13 protein-coding genes and 1 tRNA gene are annotated in these 15,741 nt (G+C 71.4%); 11 read left to right on the forward strand and 3 right to left on the reverse strand.

From position 1 onward, the window contains the following. Positions 1-164 precede the first annotated feature (164 nt). The 4 genes from ACIQ5Y_RS23220 to ACIQ5Y_RS23235 all read left to right on the forward strand — a co-directional run bounded on the left by ACIQ5Y_RS23220 (position 165) and on the right by ACIQ5Y_RS23235 (position 4,036). Positions 165-761 carry a M48 family metallopeptidase gene (locus ACIQ5Y_RS23220; protein ID WP_403883780.1) on the forward strand — a complete coding sequence of 199 codons (597 nt, stop codon included), beginning with the start codon at positions 165-167 and terminating at the stop codon, positions 759-761. Positions 762-879: 118 nt separating this feature from the next. Then, the gene (locus ACIQ5Y_RS23225; protein WP_403883526.1) at positions 880-2,562 is read left to right on the forward strand and encodes a TerD family protein; all 1,683 of its coding nucleotides are present in this window, start codon (positions 880-882) and stop codon (positions 2,560-2,562) included. 11 nt (positions 2,563-2,573) lie between these two features. Then, complete coding sequence (locus ACIQ5Y_RS23230) at positions 2,574-3,263, forward strand: AIM24 family protein (RefSeq protein ID WP_403883529.1); 690 nt, start codon at positions 2,574-2,576, stop codon at positions 3,261-3,263. A gap of 17 nt (positions 3,264-3,280) precedes the next feature. Further along, complete coding sequence (locus ACIQ5Y_RS23235; protein ID WP_403883532.1) at positions 3,281-4,036, forward strand: AIM24 family protein; 756 nt, start codon at positions 3,281-3,283, stop codon at positions 4,034-4,036. Positions 4,037-4,128: 92 nt separating this feature from the next. Here the strand turns inward: ACIQ5Y_RS23235 and ACIQ5Y_RS23240 are convergent, their stop codons facing one another. Both ACIQ5Y_RS23240 and ACIQ5Y_RS23245 read right to left on the reverse strand, forming a co-directional pair. Further along, positions 4,129-4,659, reverse strand: a complete 531-nt coding sequence (locus tag ACIQ5Y_RS23240) for an NUDIX hydrolase (protein WP_403883535.1) — start codon at positions 4,657-4,659, stop codon at positions 4,129-4,131. Further along, positions 4,656-6,059, reverse strand: a complete 1,404-nt coding sequence (locus tag ACIQ5Y_RS23245) for a zinc-dependent metalloprotease (protein ID WP_403883538.1) — start codon at positions 6,057-6,059, stop codon at positions 4,656-4,658. The genes ACIQ5Y_RS23240 and ACIQ5Y_RS23245 overlap by 4 nt, the downstream gene beginning before the upstream one ends. 192 nt (positions 6,060-6,251) lie before the next feature. Here ACIQ5Y_RS23245 and ACIQ5Y_RS23250 point away from each other — a divergent pair, with 192 nt between their 5' ends. The 4 genes from ACIQ5Y_RS23250 to ACIQ5Y_RS23265 all read left to right on the forward strand — a co-directional run bounded on the left by ACIQ5Y_RS23250 (position 6,252) and on the right by ACIQ5Y_RS23265 (position 9,836). Further along, positions 6,252-7,406 carry an SDR family oxidoreductase gene (locus ACIQ5Y_RS23250; protein WP_403883541.1) on the forward strand — a complete coding sequence of 385 codons (1,155 nt, stop codon included), beginning with the start codon at positions 6,252-6,254 and terminating at the stop codon, positions 7,404-7,406. A gap of 438 nt (positions 7,407-7,844) precedes the next feature. Next, a complete protein-coding gene (locus ACIQ5Y_RS23255; RefSeq protein ID WP_403883544.1) occupies positions 7,845-8,306 on the forward strand; it encodes a molybdenum cofactor biosynthesis protein MoaE in 462 nt (153 codons plus the stop codon). A gap of 147 nt (positions 8,307-8,453) precedes the next feature. Next, positions 8,454-8,651, forward strand: coding sequence for a hypothetical protein (locus tag ACIQ5Y_RS23260; RefSeq protein ID WP_403883546.1), 198 nt, complete (start codon positions 8,454-8,456; stop codon positions 8,649-8,651). Between the two features lie 90 nt (positions 8,652-8,741). After that, positions 8,742-9,836: a PDZ domain-containing protein gene (locus tag ACIQ5Y_RS23265; protein ID WP_403883549.1), complete on the forward strand. Its 1,095-nt coding sequence runs from the start codon at positions 8,742-8,744 to the stop codon at positions 9,834-9,836. Positions 9,837-9,849: 13 nt separating this feature from the next. Here the strand turns inward: ACIQ5Y_RS23265 and ACIQ5Y_RS23270 are convergent, their stop codons facing one another. Beyond that, positions 9,850-10,419, reverse strand: a complete 570-nt coding sequence (locus tag ACIQ5Y_RS23270) for a PPA1309 family protein (RefSeq protein ID WP_403883552.1) — start codon at positions 10,417-10,419, stop codon at positions 9,850-9,852. A gap of 130 nt (positions 10,420-10,549) precedes the next feature. Here ACIQ5Y_RS23270 and ACIQ5Y_RS23275 point away from each other — a divergent pair, with 130 nt between their 5' ends. The 3 genes from ACIQ5Y_RS23275 to ACIQ5Y_RS23285 all read left to right on the forward strand — a co-directional run bounded on the left by ACIQ5Y_RS23275 (position 10,550) and on the right by ACIQ5Y_RS23285 (position 15,666). Then, on the forward strand, positions 10,550-13,441 hold the full coding sequence (locus ACIQ5Y_RS23275; RefSeq protein WP_403883783.1) for a UPF0182 family protein: 2,892 nt from the start codon (positions 10,550-10,552) through the stop codon (positions 13,439-13,441). Positions 13,442-13,505: 64 nt separating this feature from the next. Then, a tRNA-Met gene (locus ACIQ5Y_RS23280) sits at positions 13,506-13,579 on the forward strand. 215 nt (positions 13,580-13,794) lie between these two features. Further along, on the forward strand, positions 13,795-15,666 hold the full coding sequence (locus ACIQ5Y_RS23285) for a tetratricopeptide repeat protein (protein ID WP_403883555.1): 1,872 nt from the start codon (positions 13,795-13,797) through the stop codon (positions 15,664-15,666). The last annotated feature ends 75 nt before the right edge of the window (positions 15,667-15,741 follow it).

Below are 15,741 nucleotides of genomic sequence, written 5' to 3' on the forward strand. Positions count from 1 at the left end.
TGCGGCCTCCCCCGATCCCGACCTCGATTTCCGCGTCTTGCGCGGCCACTTCCGCAACAGTGCCCGCCCGCCGAATTCCCCGCAGAAATTTGTCCACAGGCGAGAGGTATTAGGCATATGAGATGGAGAAAAGGGATGCTCTGCGGGCCCGCCGTGAATCGATCATGTTCGAACCCTGGACGAGCGGGACTTCTGCGACGGCGACCCGGTACCGTCGTGGCGTGTCCGCCGACCCAACGCAGCGCGCCGTCGAAGTCCGCCGGAGCGCGCGCCGCCGCAGGACCGTATCCGCCTACCGCGAGGGTGACCGTACGGTCGTCCTCATCCCTGCCCGGATGTCCGAGGCGGAGGAGCGGCGCTGGGTGGGCGTCATGCTCGACAAGCTCGCCGCCCAGGAGGGCAAACGCACCTTCGGGGACGCGGAACTGGGCGAGCGCGCCGAGCGTCTCTCCGAGCAGTACTTCGGCGGCCGCGCACGCCCGCGCTCGGTCCGCTGGGTCACCAACCAGAACACCCGCTGGGGCTCCTGCACCCCGGCCGAGGGCAGCATCCGGCTCTCGCACCGCCTCCAGGGGATGCCGGAGTACGTGGTCGACTACGTGCTCCTGCACGAGCTCGCCCACCTCCTGGTCCCCGGCCACGGCCCCCGCTTCTGGGAGCTGCTGGAGGCCTACCCGAAGACCGAGCGGGCCCGCGGATACCTGGAGGGCGTGGTCGCGGCCGAGAGGCTGCCGAAGGTCCCCGCAGCCCGAGACGAATAGGTCCGGAGCGGCGCGGCGTGATATGTACCGGGTCGGTACCGGCTTGGCCGGATGTCGGAAGTTGCCGTTAGCCTGAGCGGCACGTATTCACAGTCGGGATGGGGGACGGTCGTTACGTATGGCCAGGGAATTCCAACGAGGCCACAAGGCCAAGATCAGTGATCTGACGGCGGGCACGGATCTGTACGTAGGCGTCCAGATCTCCGGACCCGGACTCACCTTCGACATCAGCTGCTTCGGCCTCGACGCCAATGAACAGCTGTCGGACGACCGTTACTTCGTCTTTTTCAACCAGCCGAAGTCGCCGGAGGAGTCCATCCAGCTCCTCGGCGCGCAGTCCGGCGACTCGGAATCCTTCCGGGTGACCCTGGACCGCATCCCGGCGAACATCCACAAGCTGTCCTTCACCGCCACCATCGACGGCGCCGGACAGATGTCGCAGATCGGCCCGGGCTACATCCGGATCGTGGCGGGCGGCGAAGAGGTCGTCCGGTACTCGTTCAACGGCTCGGAGTTCAGCACCGAGCGGGCCGTCATGCTCGGCGACTTCTACCTGAAGGACGTCTGGCGCTTCGCGGCCGTCGGCCAGGGCTTCGACGGCGGACTCGAGGCGCTCCTGAAGAACTTCGGAGGCGAGGTCGCCGAGGAGGAGCCGCAGCAGCCGCAGCAGCAGGTCCCGGCCCAGGCCGCGGCCACGCCCGGATTCGCCGCGCCGCCGCAGGCGGCCGCCCCGGCACCCGCCTTCGGCGCGCCCGCTCAGCAGGCCCCGCAGGCCCCGGCCCCCGCGCCTTCCTACGGCGGTCAGGCCCCGGCCGCGCCGGCCCCCGCCCCGCAGCCGCAGGCGTACCCGCAGCACAGCGCGCCCACGATGGCCGCGCCGCTGGTGGTCCCGCCGCAGCAGCCGGGTTACGGCCAGCCGCCGCAGCAGCCCTACGGGCAGGTCCCGCCGCCGCCCGCCCCGGCCCCCGCGCCCTACGGCCAGCAGCCGTCCTACGGCGGCCAGCAGCCCCAGCCGGGCTACGGCCAGCAGCCGCAGCCGGGCTACGGCCAGCAGCCGTCGTACGGCCAGGTCCCCGGCCAGCAGCCGCCCGCGTACGGCCAGCAGCCCGGCTACCCCCAGCAGGCCGCCCCCGCCGCGGGCGCGGGCCTCGCCGCCGCCCTCCAGCCGTACAAGGAAGCCCCCACGGGCAGCCGCTGGACCCCGCAGAACCAGCAGCTCATGCGGGTCGACCTCGCGATGGGCGGTCAGGCCGTCCTCGCCCGCCAGGGCAGCATGGTCCTCTACCAGGGCAAGGTCGACTTCAGCTACAAGGGCGCGGGCTTCGCCGGCCGCATCGTCGGCAACGCCACCGGCCAGGAGATGCAGCTCATGCGCTGCACCGGCCGCGGCCAGGTCTTCCTCGCGGAGAACGGCGCCCACCTGCACGCCATCGAACTCCAGGGCGACGCCATCTGCGTCTCCGCGGAGAACGTCCTCGCCTTCGACGAGTCGCTCCAGCACGAGGTCCGCCGCATCGAGGGCCACGGCATCCCCGGCGGCGCCCTGTTCACCATGCAGTTCCAGGGCACCGGCACCGTGATCGTCAAGACGCAAGGCGTCCCCGTCGTCCTGCCCGTCACACCGACCACCTTCGCGGACAGCAACGCCATCGTGGCGTGGTCGGCCGCCTCCCAGGTGATCCTGTCCAGCCAGGTCCGGCTCCGGCGCAACGCCTACCCCGGCCACAGCGGGGAGACCGTGAACCTCCAGTTCCGCGGCGCTCCCGGCAACTTCATCGTCGTCCAGCCGTACGAGGTCTGAGGGAGCCCGACATGAACGCAACGAACCAGCAGCTCGCGGGCTACGCCCCGACCCCCGTCACGGCCCGCATGGAGAACCACGGCCGGGCCATGCTCAAGGTCGCCATGCAGAGCGGCCAGGACCTCTTCGCCCGCACGGGCTCGATGGTCGCCTACGAGGGCTTCGTCCAGTACGAGCCCAACCCGCCGGCCGTCCGCCAGATGGCCTCCCAGTGGCTCACCGGCGAAGGCGCACCGCTCATGAAGTGCACCGGCGACGGCCTGCTCTACCTCGCCGACTACGGCGCGGACGTCGTCGTCATCAACCTCAACAACGACGCCCTCTCGGTCAACGGCACCAACCTGCTCGCCTTCGACGCCCACCTCCAGTGGGGCGTCGAGCGGGTCAAGGGCATGGCCAAGTTCGCCGGCCAGGGCCTGTTCAACGTGCAGGTCGCCGGCACCGGCTGGGTCGCCATCACCTCCCGCGGCACCCCGATCGTGGTCGACTGCGGCCGCGGCGAGGACGAGACGTACGTCGACCCCGACGCGCTCGTCGCCTGGTCCCCGAACCTGAAGGTCAAGGGCAAGCGCAGCTTCAAGGCCTCGTCCCTGATCGGCCGGGGCAGCGGGGAGGCCTACCAGATGGCCTTCTCCGGCCAGGGCATCGTCGTCGTACAGCCCAGCGAGGACAGCACCGACCGGCTCCGGGCCCGGGGCTGAGGGGGAGAAGGCACACCATGCAGAGCTCACTTTTCGCCCACGCCGAGGCGCAGTCCCAGGACCGGTACACCGTCCAGAACCCGCAGCTCCTGCGGGTCTCGCTGACCGGCCACGACGACGTACTCGCCCGCAAGGGCGCGATGGTCGCCTACCAGGGCATCATCGACTTCGACGGCGAGTACCAGAGCACCACCCAGCGCACCGCCCGTGCCCGCACCGGCGAGGGTCTCGACCTGATGCGCTGCTCCGGGCAGGGCACGGTCTACCTGGCCAACCTCGCCCAGTACGTGCACGTCGTGGACGTGGACCAGGACGGCCTCACGGTCGACAGCAGCTACGTCCTGGCCCTGGACTCCACGCTGCACACCGAGGCCATCGCGGTGGACAGCCAGTACGGGATCTCCGGCTCCGGCAAGTACCAGCTCAACATCTCCGGCCGGGGCAAGGTCGCCCTGATGACCTCCGGTCAGCCGCTGATGATGCAGGTCACGCCCGACAAGTACGTCAACGCCGACGCGGACGCCATCGTCGCCTGGTCGACGTCGCTGCGCGTGCAGATGCAGGCCCAGACGCACTCCACCGGTGTCTGGCGGCGCCGCGGCAACACCGGCGAGGGCTGGGAGCTCAGCTTCCTGGGCACCGGCTTCGCGCTGGTCCAGCCCAGCGAGGTACTGCCGCCGCAGAACGCCCAGCTCGGCCAGGGCGTCGCGGCCCAGTTCGGCATGGGTCAGCACGGCGCGCACGCGCAGAACCAGAACAACGCCTGGAACTAGCGCGGGCGGCGCGGTAGCCACGACGAAGGGGCGGTCCCACCTCGGGACCGCCCCTTCGTCTTCGTCACTCCGCCGGTCGCAGGCTCCGCGGCTCAGTCGCCGAGCCGCGCCAAGGTCGCCTCCAGCAGCCGCACCACCGAGGCGTCGGCCACCGCCGGCACCTCCTCGTACGGGAACCAGCGCAGGTCCAGGGACTCGTCGCTGATCTCCGCCACCGCGCCGGCCGGGGCCAGCGCCGCGTACTGCACGTCCAGGTGCCAGTTGCAGGGCGCCGGGATCGGATGCCGGTCCAGCCGCACCGGCCCGCCCGGCAGCAGGCTCAGCCCGGACGGGATCCCCGACTCCTCGACGGCCTCGCGCAGCGCCACCCCGGCCAGGGTCTCGTCGCCGGGCTCGCAGTGACCGCCCATCTGCAGCCACATGCCCAGCTTCTTGTGCAGGGTCAGCAGGACCCGGCGGCTCACCGGGTCGATCACCAGGGCACTGCCGGTGACGTGCCCGGCCTGGCAGGGCTTGTAGACCCCGTCCTCGTGGGCGGCCAGGTGCTCCAGGTAGACGTCACGCAGCTCGGGCTGGTCCTCGTACGCCTTCAGCACGAGGACCGCGTCTTCGTGCAGGCTCACTTCTCGCCGCCGTCCTCGTCGCGCTTCTCCGCGGCCTCGCCGAGCATCTTGTCCAGCTCCGAGAAGTCCATCTGCTCGCGGTGCACGAAGCCGTCCGGGTCGTCCAGGTCGGAGGCCGTCGGCAGCATGTCCGGGTGCTCCCACAGCCCGTCGCGCCCGTCCACCCCGCGCGCGTCGGTGAGCGAGGCCCACAGCCGCGAGGCGTCCCGCAGCCGGCGCGGACGCAGCTCCAGGCCGATCAGCGTCGCGAAGGTCTGCTCCGCCGGACCACCCGAGGCGCGCCGCCGGCGCATGGTCTCGCGCATCGCGTCCGCCGAGGTCAGGCGGGGCTTGGCCGCCTCGTGCACGACCGCGTCCACCCAGCCCTCGACCAGCGCGAGCGCCGTCTCCAGGCGGGCCAGGGCGGCCTTCTGCTCGGGGGTGTCCTGCGGCTGGAACATGCCGCCCTGGAGCGCCTCCTGCAGCTGCTCCGGATTCGACGGGTCCAGCTGACCGACCACGTCCTCCAGCTTGGAGGTGTCGACCTTGATGCCGCGGGCGTAGCCCTCGATCGCACCGAAGAGGTGCGAGCGCAGCCACGGCACGTGCGCGAACAGCCGGGCGTGCGCCGCCTCGCGCAGGGCCAGGTACAGCCGTACCTCGTCCGAGGGGACGCCCAGGTCCTTGCCGAAGCTCTCGATGTTCAGCGGCAGCAGCGCGGCCTTGCCGGCCGGGCCCAGGGGCAGCCCGATGTCGGTCGAGCCGACGACCTCGCCCGCGAGCACGCCCACGGCCTGCCCGATCTGCTGGCCGAACATGGCGCCGCCCATGGAACGCATCATCCCGAGCAGCGGGCCCGCCATGGCCTGCATCTCTTCGGGCAGCACGCTGCCCATGGCCGCGCCGACCCGCTCGGCGACCGGGTCCACGAGCTCCTTCCACACCGGGAGGGTCGCCTCGACCCACTCGGCGCGGCTCCACGCCACGGCGGTCGTGGCGCCCGAGGGCAGCGAGGTCACGCCGTCCAGCCAGTGGTCGGCGAGGCGCACGGCCTCCTCGACGGCCGACTTCTCGGCGATGCCGACGCTCACGTCCTTCACGCCGTCCGACGTGCCCTGCGAGACGGTCTGGCGGGCGATGTCCTTGGCCATGTCCCAGTTCACGGGACCGCCCTCGTAGCTCAGCATCTGGCCGAGCTGCTGGAAGGCCGCGCCCAGGTCATTGGGGTTCATCGAACCGAACATCGCGGCGAACGGATTGTCCGCGCCGCCCTGGCCGCCGGCGCCGCCGGGCAGTCCCATGCCCGGGAACCCGAACGGATTCGGGCCGCCCTGACCGCCCTGATTGCCCTTCTTCTTGCCCTCGTCGCCGTTCTCCGGCTCCTCCGGCGGAAGGCCGAATCCGAATGGGGTGTCGCTCACGGGTTTCCTCGGCTCGTAGGGCCGCCGGCGGGTGCCGACGGGCAATGGTCCGACAACACCACCCAGCGTAGACACCCGAGCCGCTTGCGGGCTCGGTGCTCCGCCGACTCCTGGGCTGCGGCAGGATGGACATCACCTGGTAGGTACGCGTCACGACGCGTCCCTACTGAAGACAACCGCTGGAGACGCCTGGTGAGTTCCCCGGATCCGCACGCTTTGGACAAGCTCAGCCCGGAAAATCGCCCCGAGCCGGGCGACAGCCCCGACGGTGTTCGCCAGCCGCGTAACCCGGCCCTGCGCGGCCCGGTGATCGCGGTGACCGGTGCCGCGACCGGGGTGGGCGCTGCCCTGGTGACCAGGTTGGCCGAGTCCGACGAGGTCAAGCAGGTCGTCGCGATCGACGAGCGGCGGGGCGAGTGCGCGGCCGCGCAGTGGCACGTCCTGGACGTACGGGACCCCGCGATCGCCGAGAAGCTGCGCGGCGCCGACGTGGTCGTCCACCTCGCGCTGGACCTCGACCTGGAGACCGACCCGGCGGCCCGTACGGCGTACAACGTGCGCGGCACCCAGACCGTGCTGACGGCCGCCGCGGCGGCCGGGGTGCACCGGGTCGTGCTGTGCACCTCGGCGATGGTCTACGGGGCCCTGCCGGACAACGACATCCCGCTCTCGGAGGACTCCGAGCTGCGTGCCACCGCCGAGGCGACCGGCGTCGGAGACCTTCTGGAGATCGAGCGGCTGGGGCGGCGGGCGCCTCGCGCGCACCCCGGGCTGAACGTGACCGTGGTCCGCCCGGCGGTCCTCGTCGGAGGTACGGACACCGCGCTGACCCGTTACTTCGAGTCCCCGCGCCTGCTGGTGGTGGCCGGCTCCCGGCCGACCTGGCAGTTCTGCCACGTCGAGGACCTGGTCAGCGCGCTGGAGTACGCCGCCCTGGAGAAGGTCGAGGGCGAGCTGGCGGTGGGCTGCGAGGGCTGGCTGGAGCAGGAGGAGGTCGAGGAGCTGAGCGGCATCCGCCGCATGGAGCTCCCGTCCGCGGTCGCGCTGGGCGCGGCGGCCAGGCTGCACCGGATCGGGCTCACGCCGTCCCCGGCCGGGGACCTCGCGTACACGATGCACCCGTGGGTGGTCAGCGTCAGCGGGCTGCACGCGGCGGGGTGGCGGCCGCGGTGGACGAACGAGGAGGTGCTGGCCGAGCTCCTCCAGGAGGTCGCGGGACGCCACACCGTCGCGGGGCGGCGGCTGGGCCGCAAGGACGCCACCGCCGCGGGTGCCGCCGGTGCGACGGTCGCGCTGCTGGGTGCCGCCGCCGCGATTCGCGCTGCGCGCAGGCGCCGCGGTCTCTGACCCCGGCCCTGACCCGGGCGCTGCCCGGTGCCCTCCCGGCCTGCCTGCCGGGGCCGGGGGCCGGGGCGGCCGTGCGGCGCCGTCGCGCGAGCGGCCCCGGGCTGCGCCCGGGCTCCCGGGGCTCCGCCCCGGACCCCGCGCCTCAAACGCCGGCGAGGCTGGACGTGCCCGCGGAGGCCGGCGAGGCTGGACGTGCCCCCGGAGGCCGGCGAGGCTGGACGTGCCCGCGGAGGCCGGCGAGGCTGGACGTGCCCGCGGAGGCCGGCGAGGCTGGACGTGCCCGCGGAGGCCGGCGAGGCTGGACGTGCCCCCGGAGGCCGGCGAGGCTGGACGTGCCCGCGGGGGCGTAGGTGTTTGGTAGGAGGATCCCAAGGGGGCGGGGCCGCGCCGGGGGATCCTGCTATTTCGCCGCGTCAGCGGCTAGGGCACGATGAAGGCATGGCACCGCACTTCGACCACCCCGGCGAGCAGGCCGCTCCGGACCCCATCCGGCTGCTCGAGATCCGTGACACCCCGCTCTCGATCGACGAGGTCTTCCAGGCCGTCGGCGACGACGCGACGGGCGGTACGACGCTCTTCGTCGGCACGGTGCGCAACCACGACGGCGGGGCCGACGTCGAGTCCCTCGGCTACTCCTGCCACCCCACCGCCCAGGCCGAGATGCGGCGCGTCGCCGAGCGCGTCGTGGCCAAGTACCCGGTCCGCGCCCTGGCCGCCGTACACCGCGTCGGCGACCTCTCCGTCGGTGACCTGGCCGTCGTCGTCGCCGTGTCCTGCCCGCACCGCGGCGAGGCCTTCGACGCCTGCCGGATGCTCATCGACGACCTCAAGCACGAGGTCCCGATCTGGAAGCATCAGACGTTCTCCGACGGCTCGGAGGAGTGGGTCGGCGCCTGCTGACCCCCGGCCGGAGGGCCGCCCCCGGAAGGGGGTACCCTCGCACCCGTTCGGCCGCGCAACACGCCCTCGATTTGCGTAACCCCCCCACGGGCACGAGCGTTGAAGCCACCACAACGGCACGTACTTTCGGGGTAGGGAGACACGCCCATGGCATCTCTGGCGTGGTTGCTGATTCCGCTGTTCGCCGCGATCGGCGCGGGCATATGGGGCAGCTGGGCGGCACGCGACCGCACACAAGGCGACATATCCGAGCTGGCGGGCTACGCGCGGTTCCGCGAAGCCATGGGCAAGACCGATCCCGCCAGGGTGAAGGCGGAAGCACACTCCGGTTCCGACGCCGTCTGACGCGTCCCGCGAGTGCTCCGGCCCGGCTCCGGCCCCTCGCGGACCGGCCCCGGGAGCCGCTTCACAGGGCCGTCCCGTACTGTCGGATCCATGCCACGCCGCACCGCGACGATGCTCGCCTCCACGCTCGTGCTGTTCGCGCTGCTCTGCGCGGGGGTGTTCATCAAGGTCCCCTACTCGGAGATGAGTCCCGGGCCGACCGTGAACACGCTCGGGGACTCGCACGGCGAGCCCGTCCTCAACATCTCGGGGCGCAAGACGTACCCGACCAGCGGCCACCTCAACATGACGACGGTCCGCGTCACCGGCGCGGACTACGACATGAACCTGCTGGAGGCGGTCTACGGCTGGCTGGCCGACGACAACATCGTCGTACCGCACGAGAACCTGTACCCCGACGGCAAAACGGACGAGCAGTCCACCCAGGAGAACGCCGAGGAGTTCAGCCAGTCGCAGCAGAGCGCCAAGGTGGCGGCCCTGAAGGAGCTCGGCATCCCGGTCACCGCCCGCGTGATCGTGGCCTCGGTCGTGAAGGACAGCCCCTCCGACGGCAAGCTGCACGCCGGGGACGTGATCAAGGCCGTGGACGGCACCCCGGTCACCGCGCCCGAGGACGTGGCCAAGTTCGTCACCAAGCACAAGCCGGGCGACCCGGTCGAGTTCACCATCGTGCCCGCCGCGGAAGCGGCCGAGGCGGCCAAGGCGAACCGTGAGCCCAGCGGCTCCACCAAGATCGTCATCACGGCCGGCAAGGCTGAGGACGACGGCCACGCCATCGTCGGCATCCGGGCCGGCACCGATCACACGTTCCCGTTCACGATCGACATCAAGCTCGCCGACGTCGGCGGCCCGAGCGCCGGCCTGATGTTCGCCCTCGGCATCGTCGACAAGCTGACCCCGGAGGACCTCACGGGCGGCAAGTTCGTCGCGGGCACCGGCACCATCGACGACACGGGCAAGGTCGGCCCCATCGGCGGCATCCAGATGAAGACCATCGGGGCGCGCAAGGCGGGCGCCGAGTACTTCCTGACGCCCGCCGAGAACTGCGCGTCGGCCGCCAAGAACGTGCCCGACGGCCTGACCCTGGTGAAGGTGTCCACCATCGACGACGCCACGAAGGCGCTGGAGAAGATCCGCAAGGGGGACAAGGCCGGGCTGCCGCAGTGCGGCGTCACCAGGTCCTGACCCCCTCGACGGCTCAGGAGAAGGTCGCGGCCAGCGCCTCCGCCAGCCCGGGCACCAGCCCGCCGCCGGTGAGGACCTCCGTCGAGGAGTCCTTCTCCCGCAGGCGTACGGCCGACTCGCGCGACCCGTCCCGCAGCACGGCCACCGTGAGGCGCACCTCCTGCCGCTCCGGGTGACCGGCGACCCACTTCGACAGCTGCTTGTCGTTCAGCCCCTCCGGCACGGAGGCCTCGGCGGACGGCGGCAGCATCAGCCGCTCCACCGTCAGGGCGCAGCCGACGACCGCGTCGGGCCAGGCGACGGTGCCCAGGAACTTGTCGAGGGGCGTCCCCTTGGGCAGCTCGTCCTGCTCGATCGGGGTGAGGGAGGTGTTGCCGGCGTCGTCCTGGTCGAGGCCGAGCTGGCTCGCCAGGCGAGGTTCCTGCTTCTTGAGCTTGGCGGTGTCGACGAGGGCGAACAGCCGCGCGGGCTGGTCCCAGCCGAGGCCGGCGGCGTACTCGTCGATCTCTAGACAGGCACGGGTGAGCGGGCTGGCCGCCATCGGCGTGCCGGGGGAAGGCGAAACGTTGGACATGGACAACATCCTGCCTCCTTTCCGGCGGTTACCGGGAACTGACTAAAGCCTCAGTAAGTTGCAAGAGTGGGCTCTACGATCGGGGGCCCCGTTATTACCAGACTCAGCGACTTTCGAGGTGTGGACCTTGGCTTTCCAGATGCCGGACCGCGGCGGAGGCCCTTCCGGGCCACGGATGAGAGTCGGCCGCCCCTCCCGGCGGGCCCGGACTCTCCTGATGACCCTGGGCGTCCTGGCCGTCCTGGCCATGCTCTTCATCATGTTCGCGGGCTTCTGGACGGACTGGTTGTGGTTCCGCTCCGTGAAGTACTCGACGGTCTTCACCACCACCCTGTGGACCAAGATCGGCCTCTTCGCCGTCTTCGGCCTGCTGATGGCGGGGGCCGTGGGCTTCAACATCTGGCTGGCGCACCGGCTGCGGCCGCCGCTCAGCGCGATGTCGATGGAGCAGCAGAGCCTCGACCGCTACCGGATGAGCATCGCCCCGTACAAGAAGTGGCTGCTCCTGGGCATCGCCGTGCTCGTCGGCCTGATCGCGGGCGCCTCCGCGGCAGGCCAGTGGAAGACCTGGCTCATGTACGTGAACGGGGTGCCCTTCGGCACGAAGGACCCCCAGTTCCACATGGACGTGTCCTTCTACACCTTCGACCTGCCCTGGTACCGCTTCCTGCTCGGCTTCGGCTTCGCCGCGGTCGTGCTGTCGGTGATCGCCGCGGCCGTCGTGCACTACCTGTACGGCGGACTGCGCGTGACCAGCCCGGGCGCCCGGGCCACCGCCGCGGCGACCGGGCACCTGTCGGTGCTGCTCGGCCTCTTCGTCACCCTCAAGGCCGTCGCGTACTGGCTCGACCGGTACGGGCTGGCCGTGAAGTCCAGTGACTTCAAGGCCGCCGACAACTGGACGGGTCTGCGGTACGTCGACGCGAACGCCTACCTGCCCGCGAAGACGATCCTCGTCGCCATCGCCGCGATCTGCGCCCTGCTGTTCTTCGCGACGCTGTGGCGCCGCACCTGGCAGCTGCCGGTGATCGGCTTCGGCCTGATGGTGCTCTCGGCGATCCTGATCGGCGGGCTCTACCCGGCGATCGTGCAGAAGTTCCAGGTCCAGCCGAACGAGCAGGCCAAGGAATCCCCGTACGTCAAGAAGAACATCGATGCCACGCGCGACGCCTACGGGGTCGCCGGCTCCGAGGTCACGGAATACCCGGGTGCCCCGAACCCGAAGACGGACAAGAACGTCCTGCGCCAGCAGGCCGACACGACCGCCAGCATCCGGCTCCTCGACCCGAACATCGTCTCGCCGGCCTTCCAGGTAGGCCAGCAGGTCAAGAACTACTACGCCTTCCCGTCCACGCTCGCCGTGGACCGGTACAGCGGGCAGGACACGGTCATCGGGCTGCGCGAGCTGAACATCGGCGGCATCCCGAAGAACAACTGGATCAACGACCACTTCAAGTACACGCACGGCTACGGCGTGGTCGCGGCCAAGGGCACCACCGTCGGTGACCAGGGCGCCCCGGACTTCACCCAGTCCGACCTCCCCTCCAAGGGGATCTTCGGCACGGACTTCGAGCAGCGCATCTACTACGGCGAGCAGACGAAGCAGTACTCGATCGTCGGCGGTCCGCAGAAGGAGCTCGACTACACCTCGGACAACCAGGGCGAGAGGGAGACGAGCTACGAGGGCGACTCGGGCGTCAACCTCGACAACCCGGTCAACCGGGCGGCGTACGCGCTCACCTTCAGCGAGCCGCAGATCCTCTACTCGGGGGCCATCGGCAAGGGTTCGCGGATCCTGTACAACCGCACGCCGAAGGACCGCGTCGAGACCGTCGCCCCGTGGCTGACCATCGACGGCGCGCCGTACCCGGCCGTCATCGGCAAGAGGGTCGTCTGGATCGTCGACGCGTACACGACCACCAACGGCTACCCGTACGCCTCGCGCACCACGCTGGGCCAGAGCACCACGGACTCGCTGACCAACAGCCAGCGCGCGGTGGTCGCCCAGGAGAACCAGGTCAACTACATCCGCAACTCGGTGAAGGCCACCGTCGACGCGTACGACGGCACGGTCACCCTGTACCAGTGGGACACCGAGGACCCGGTCCTGAAGACCTGGATGAAGGCGTTCCCCGGCACGGTGAAGTCCAAGAGCGAGATCTCCAAGCCGCTCCTGGACCACCTGCGCTACCCGCAGGACCTCTTCAAGGTCCAGCGCGAGCTGCTGACCCGCTACCACGTCACCGACCCGCAGACCTTCCTCAGCGGCAGTGAGGCGTGGGCCGTCCCGGACGACCCGACGACCAAGGCCGGTACGGCGGTTCCGCCGTACTACCTGTCGATGAAGACGCCGGGCCAGAAGGAGAAGGACCAGGTCTTCTCCCTCACGACGACGTTCACGCCGAACGGGCGGGGCAACCTCAGCGCCTTCATGTCGGTCAACGCCGATCCGGGCACCCCGGACTACGGCAAGATCAGAATCCTGAAGACGCCCACGAGCAAGCCGCCGGAGGGCCCCGAACAGGTGCAGAGCAAGTTCCAGTCCGATCCGAAGATCGCCGAGACGATCCGCCTGCTGCGCGGTGGTGACTCGGAGATCGAGTACGGGAACCTGCTCGCGGTGCCGCTCGACGGCGGGATGCTCTACGTCGAGCCGGTGTACGTCAGAAGCTCCGGTCTGAAGTACCCGCTGCTGCGCAAGGTGCTGGTGACCTACGGCAACCAGACGGCCTTCGAGGACACGCTCGAGAAGGCGCTGAACGTGGTGTTCGGAGCGGAGGCCCCGACCACGTCCGTCCCGCCGGCGCAGCCTCCGGGCGAGGGCAACGTCACGCCGCCGCAGGTCGGTCAGGACCCGACGGTCAAGGCCGCGCTCGCCGAAGCGCAGAAGGCGATCGAAGACGCCGAGAAGGCCAGGCAGGCCGGCGACTGGGCGGCCTTCGGCAAGGCGCAGGACGAGATCAAGGCGGCGCTGAAGAAGGCGATCGACGCCGAAGCGAAGGCGGCGGCGCCCAAGCCGGCCGGTCAGTGAGCGGAGGGTCCGTGATCAAGGAGTAACGGCTTCGTCCCGCGTCGTGATACTGTGGTGTCACCGACGCGGGGTGGAGCAGCTCGGTAGCTCGCTGGGCTCATAACCCAGAGGTCGCAGGTTCAAATCCTGTCCCCGCTACTGAAGACGAAGGCCCGGATCCGATGGATCCGGGCCTTCGTCATGTCCGGGATATGCCCCGGATATGTACGGGGATGGACACGCGGTAGCTGGGGCGGGTGAGTTGGGGCAGGACCGTGTTTGACTTAGCGGTCTGTGGGCATGTCGACAAAACGCTGTAGTGACCTCACTGGCTGCGACATACCAGGTGTACGCGGGTAGCAGGTGATGCGACGATGGGATTTATGGGGGACAGGCCAACTCTGCTGGAGACAGGGCGGATTGCGAGGGCGGAAGCCGAACCGGCCACGGGGGCCAAGGGGGCGGCTCGGGCCGCCGACGCGCGGACCGCGCAGACCGATGCGGATGTCTTGGACAAGCACAACACGGAGGACGTGTTCGGGGAGGTCGACGCCGCGAGCGACGCGGAGCTGGAAGCCCGGCACCGGGTCGCCGCCGACAAGGGGGACCCGGGCGCCATGAGCGTGCTCGGGGCTCTGCTGCTGCGCCGCGGCGACCTGGACGGGGCCGAGCCCTACCTGCGCGGCGCCACCGGCGAGGGGGACCGGGCCGCCGCGAACAACCTCGGCGTACTGCTGCACCAGCGGGGCTACCCGGACGAGGCCGCCGGCTGGTGGCGGGTCGCGGCCGTGGCCGGATCCGCGCCCGCCGCGCACGCCCTGGGCCGCCACTTCCGCGAGCGCGGCGACGAGCCCGCCGCCGAGTACTGGATGCGGCAGGCGGCGGAATCCGGCCATGCGCTGGGCGCGTACGGACTGGCCGACCTGCTGGAGCACCGCGGGGACAAGGGAGTCGAGCGGTGGTTCCGCGCCGCCGCCGAACAGGGCCACCGCGAGGCCGCGTACCGGCTGGCGCGGCACCTGCGCAAGGGCGACCCGGCCGAGGCCGAGCAGTGGTACCGGCAGGCCGCCGCGCGCGGACACCGGCGTGCCGCGCTGCACCTGGGCGCGCTGCTTGAGGCCCGCGGGGAGCTCAAGGAGGCCGGACGCTGGTACCTGACCTCCGCCAAGCAGGGCGAGGCACGGGCCGCGTGCGCGCTCGGCTTCCTGCTGCGCGACGCCGGCGACGAGGACAGCGCGGCCGCGTGGTGGCACCGCGCCGCGCAGGACGGCGACGGGAACGCCGCCAACGCCCTGGGCGCGCTGCACGCCGCCCGCGGCGAGACCGAGACCGCGGAACGCTGGTACCGGACCGCGATGGACGCGGGCGATCAAAACGGGGCGTACAACCTTGCTTTGCTGTGCGTGGCACAGGACCGGACCGCGCAGGCCGAGCAGTGGTACCGCCGTGCGGCCTACGCCGGGCACCGGGAGGCGGCCAACGCGCTGGCGATCATGCTGCTCCAGGCCGGGGACGCGGCGGGCGCCGAGCCGTGGTTCTCGAAGGCGGCGGAGGCCGGCAGCGTGGACGCCGCCTTCAACCTCGGGATCCTCTTCGCCAGCCGCGACGAGGACCGCTCCGCCCTGAAGTGGTACGAGCGGGCCGCGTCGGCCGGCCACACGGACGCGGCTCTCCAGGTCGGGATCGCGCTGGTGCGGGACGGCGAGGAGCGGGCCGCGGAACGGCACCTGCGGTGCGCGGCGGGCGGCGGCAGCGCGGAGGCGGCCTTCCGGCTGGCCGCGCTGCTGGAGTCGCTGGCCCCACCGCCGGAGCCGGTGGCGCTCGGCGAGCCGGTGGGCGGGGCCGCCCGGACCGAGAGCGAGGAGTGGTACGAGCGGGCCGCCGAACTGGGGCACCGCCGGGCACAGGTGCGGGTCGGCATGCTGGCCTCCGCCCGCGGTGACGTGGACGTGGCCGCGCGGTGGTACCGGGAGGCGGCCGAAGCCGGCTCCCGCAACGGGGCGTTCAACCTCGGGCTGCTGCTGGCCCGCGAGGGGAGCGAGCCGGAGGCAGCACTGTGGTGGACCCGGGCGGCGGTGGCGGGCCACGGCCGGGCCGCGCTGCGGCTGGGCCTGCTGGCGGCCCGGCACGGGGACCTCGCGGAGGGCCAGAAGTGGTGCGTCCGGGCGATGGAGCTGGGCCCGGCGGAGGTCTCGGAACGGGCGGCGCGACTCCGGGAAGCGCTGGCGGAGGAACTCTCGGCCTGATCCCCTGCGGGGGGCTCGGCCGGGGCGGGCGCGTGCGGCGCGCCTGCCGGCCTCTGGCCCCGCACCCCGTGCCTC

The sequence above is a fragment of the Streptomyces sp. NPDC096339 genome, from assembly GCF_044762985.1.
Classification (GTDB): Bacteria; Actinomycetota; Actinomycetes; order Streptomycetales; family Streptomycetaceae; genus Streptomyces.

What these genes read in the sequence shown, in the direction of transcription:
- ACIQ5Y_RS23285 (WP_403883555.1), top strand. Translation starts at nt 13,795, where the DNA reads ATGGGATTTATGGGGGACAGGCCAACTCTGCTGGAGACAGGGCGGATT.
- ACIQ5Y_RS23260 (WP_403883546.1), top strand. Translation starts at nt 8,454, where the DNA reads ATGGCATCTCTGGCGTGGTTGCTGATTCCGCTGTTCGCCGCGATCGGC.
- ACIQ5Y_RS23225 (WP_403883526.1), top strand. Translation starts at nt 880, where the DNA reads ATGGCCAGGGAATTCCAACGAGGCCACAAGGCCAAGATCAGTGATCTG.
- ACIQ5Y_RS23270 (WP_403883552.1), bottom strand. Translation starts at nt 10,419, where the DNA reads ATGTTGTCCATGTCCAACGTTTCGCCTTCCCCCGGCACGCCGATGGCG.
- ACIQ5Y_RS23220 (WP_403883780.1), top strand. Translation starts at nt 165, where the DNA reads ATGTTCGAACCCTGGACGAGCGGGACTTCTGCGACGGCGACCCGGTAC.
- ACIQ5Y_RS23235 (WP_403883532.1), top strand. Translation starts at nt 3,281, where the DNA reads ATGCAGAGCTCACTTTTCGCCCACGCCGAGGCGCAGTCCCAGGACCGG.
- ACIQ5Y_RS23265 (WP_403883549.1), top strand. Translation starts at nt 8,742, where the DNA reads ATGCCACGCCGCACCGCGACGATGCTCGCCTCCACGCTCGTGCTGTTC.
- ACIQ5Y_RS23230 (WP_403883529.1), top strand. Translation starts at nt 2,574, where the DNA reads ATGAACGCAACGAACCAGCAGCTCGCGGGCTACGCCCCGACCCCCGTC.
- ACIQ5Y_RS23275 (WP_403883783.1), top strand. Translation starts at nt 10,550, where the DNA reads ATGCCGGACCGCGGCGGAGGCCCTTCCGGGCCACGGATGAGAGTCGGC.
- ACIQ5Y_RS23255 (WP_403883544.1), top strand. Translation starts at nt 7,845, where the DNA reads ATGGCACCGCACTTCGACCACCCCGGCGAGCAGGCCGCTCCGGACCCC.